The 3,036-nt window shown below is 56.8% G+C and carries 4 protein-coding genes; 2 read left to right on the top strand and 2 right to left on the bottom strand.

Going from position 1 to position 3,036, the window contains the following annotated elements:
* Both Q0J81_RS10910 and Q0J81_RS10915 read left to right on the top strand, forming a co-directional pair.
* On the top strand, positions 1–666 hold a 666-nt coding region (locus Q0J81_RS10910; RefSeq protein WP_294447866.1), incomplete at its 5' end, for an ABC transporter ATP-binding protein.
* 39 nt (positions 667–705) lie between these two features.
* Positions 706–1,332 carry an FmdE family protein gene (locus Q0J81_RS10915; protein WP_294447868.1) on the top strand — a complete coding sequence of 209 codons (627 nt, stop codon included), beginning with the start codon at positions 706–708 and terminating at the stop codon, positions 1,330–1,332.
* A 534-nt stretch (positions 1,333–1,866) separates the two neighbouring features.
* Here Q0J81_RS10915 and Q0J81_RS10920 read toward each other — a convergent pair.
* Together Q0J81_RS10920 and Q0J81_RS10925 are read right to left on the bottom strand one after the other, a co-directional pair.
* Positions 1,867–2,268: a (deoxy)nucleoside triphosphate pyrophosphohydrolase gene (locus Q0J81_RS10920; RefSeq protein ID WP_294447870.1), complete on the bottom strand. Its 402-nt coding sequence runs from the start codon at positions 2,266–2,268 to the stop codon at positions 1,867–1,869.
* On the bottom strand, positions 2,256–3,036 hold a 781-nt coding region (locus Q0J81_RS10925; protein ID WP_294447871.1), incomplete at its 5' end, for an MATE family efflux transporter. The genes Q0J81_RS10925 and Q0J81_RS10920, both read right to left, overlap by 13 nt.

The raw sequence follows: 3,036 nt of genomic DNA on the forward strand, positions 1-3,036 counted from the left end.
GGGCCCAACGGCAGCGGCAAGTCCACGCTTTTTCGCTGCTGCATGGGCTTTCTGCACCCAGAAAAAGGCCAGGTCCATGTGCGAGGTGTCAACATCGCACATATGCGCCCGGCGGAACTGGCACGCCACGTGGCCTACGTTCCTCAGGAACACCGCCAGCCCTTTCCCTTTACGGTCCGCGACATGGTGCTCATGGGGCGATCACCGCATATGGACGGCTGGTTTACTCTCAAAACCAGAGACAGAGACGCGGCCGAACAGGCCATGGAACGCATAGGCATAGCGCAGCTTGCCGACGCCTCCTGCAATCAGCTTTCCGGAGGACAAAGACAGCTTGTGCTCATAGCAAGGGCCATGGCGCAGCAGACGCCGCTCATTCTGCTGGACGAGCCCACAAGCGCGCTGGACTTCAGCAATCAGCTTGCGGTATGGAAAGTCCTGCGGGAAGTAGCTCAGCAGGGCGTGGCCATTCTCGTCTGCTGCCACGATCCCAACCACATACTCTGGTTCTGCGACACGGCGGTCGTGCTGCATCAGGGACACGTTTATTCTGAAGGGCCGGTACATACGGCCGTCACCGAAGAGATTCTTCAGCACATCTACGGCCCGGAGTGCGTGCGTATTTCCGCTGAAAACATGGACATGGTCTGCCCGCGCAGATTTTGAATCCCTTCCCTCATTCACGAAAAACGACAAGGAGAAGCCATGTACGCTCCAGGTATTACTCAGGAACTCATCGACAAGGCCGTGGCTTTCCACGGACACTGGTGCCCCGGCCTCAGCACGGGCATACGCGTGGCGGCATGGGCCATGCAGAACATGGGCACCGCCGCCGACGAGGAAGTCGTCGCCGTCACCGAAACCGACATGTGCGCCGTCGACGCCATTCAGGCTCTTGTGGGCTGCACCTTCGGCAAGGGCAATCTCATATTCAGAGACAGAGGCAAGGTGGCCTTCAGCTTTTTCCGGCGCAGCGACGGGAAAAAAGCGCGTCTTGTACAGAAAATGCACGAAGACGATCTGTCGCGCCGGGCAAAAGAGATACGGAAGGAGCTTGAGTCCGAAAATCTCTCCGGTGACAGACGCAGTTCGCTGGAAGCGGAGGCGGAACACCTGAAAAGGAGACGCATCGAACAGATTCTTTCCCTGCCCTTTGAAGAGCTGTTTGCCGTCGGAGAGCCTCTCTGCGACATGCCCCATATGGCAAGACGCCTTCCCACCATCATCTGCGACGAATGCGGTGAGGGAGTCATGTCCACACGCATACGCGAAGTGAACGGCAGGCATCTGTGCATGGACTGTGCAGAAAAGGCAGCAGGCGTACAGCCATAAAATCATCTTCCTCCTGCACAGCCGACATCGGACGACAAAAAAGGCGACCATTCAACCGGCCGCCTTTTTTGTCGCTTCCTTTCGTCGACGTCAATTCGTCACAATATCTGTTGTCATCATACCTTATCGCCCGGCGTGGTCATGACGGATGTGTTTTTGCGACGCACCTGTTGGCAAGGTTGTATGATTTGTTTTTTTGAGTGTTTTTTTATAAAAAAAAAAGTTTACATAACTCTTATTTCAAAACTATAGTTAAAGCAATACTTGATAAACTCAGCTCTGCACAACATGGATCCTGCCGACATGGCAACAGTTTCTCTCTGCTCCATACGGCTCTCTTCCCTTGACTTGAAACGCTTCCGCAGAAAAGCAATGCAGCAATCTGCGGACAGGGACAATACTGCACTCCGAAACATGAACGGACACGGAACACGCTTTTTCATGGCCTGTACCGAGGCTCCATAAGGCGAAAAGCCCCTGAGGCCAGGCCGACGTGCAGAAGGCTCCACGTCCTGAACACTCAGCTCCGGGAACTCAGCCGAGCCTGGTCTCCAGGGCCCGGGCGACTGGAATGTCCGCCGGCAGAAGTCCGGGAAAGTCCGCCAGTTCCTTCAGAGGAACCCAGCGCATATCGTCATGCACGGTCAGGGCAATCTCTCCACGCCAGGACGTTACGCGATACACGCAAAGATGCACGGTGCCGAAATCATAGCCGTGGCTGTTCTCCGTCAGATATTCTCCTATCTCCGCATCTATGCGCAGCTCTTCCCGAAGTTCGCGGGCAAGACACTGTTCGGGCGTTTCCCCGGCCTCAAGCTTGCCCCCCGGGAACTCCCAGCTTCCGGGGCAGCTCATGAACGGAGCCCTGCGCATGACAAGAATACGGCCATTTTCAAAAAACACGGCCCCCATGACTTCCTTGGTCACCTTTTCCATGGCTTTTCTCCTTCTGTTGCCTTCTGTCCCCATGCCGCCTCAGCCGGACAGTTCACACGATCGTCCCTCAGATTTGCAGGGCGGATGCCTGCGGAAGGCCGGGGCTTCACCTGCCCTTCTCCTTCGAAAGGCATTCTTTCCCTGCGCCGCACGACAAAAACATAGCAGACACCGATATATACGGCGCAGATCGTACACGTCACCGGCTCGCAGAGGCATACGCCCATATAGCCCATGGAGGGAACCACAAAAAGCGCGAACACCACGTTTCCGGCAAGCTCCAGCACACCTTCCCCAAGACTGAACAGCCTGCCTCCCATGCCTTGAAGCGCACAGCGCAGAATGATGAGCACGGCTATTCCGGTATAAAAAGGAGCGTCTACCCGAAGGTACAGACTGCCTGCCCCGACAACCCCGGCGTTTCCGCTGCCCGTTGCCAGACGCACTAGGTCATCCGCCCACAACAGGACGATCACGTTGACGGCCGCCACCCACACGAGGCCGAGGCAGACGGCATGACGAACCCCGGTTTTTGCCCTGCTCCACTGCCCCGCACCGATGTTCTGGCTTGCGAACGTGGACGCCGCCACGCCGAGCGTGCCGAGCGCCAGCAGAAAAAGACTGTGAAAACGTCTGGCTGCGGCATAACCGGCCACGACGGTCGTCCCCAGATCGTTGATGGCCGACTGCAGTATCATGATGCCTATGTCTACAAAGCACATCATGAATCCCATGGAAAGACCGGTTCCCAGCATCTCGCCGAGCATG

This window comes from uncultured Mailhella sp., from assembly GCF_944324575.1.
GTDB lineage: Bacteria > Desulfobacterota > Desulfovibrionia > Desulfovibrionales > Desulfovibrionaceae > Mailhella.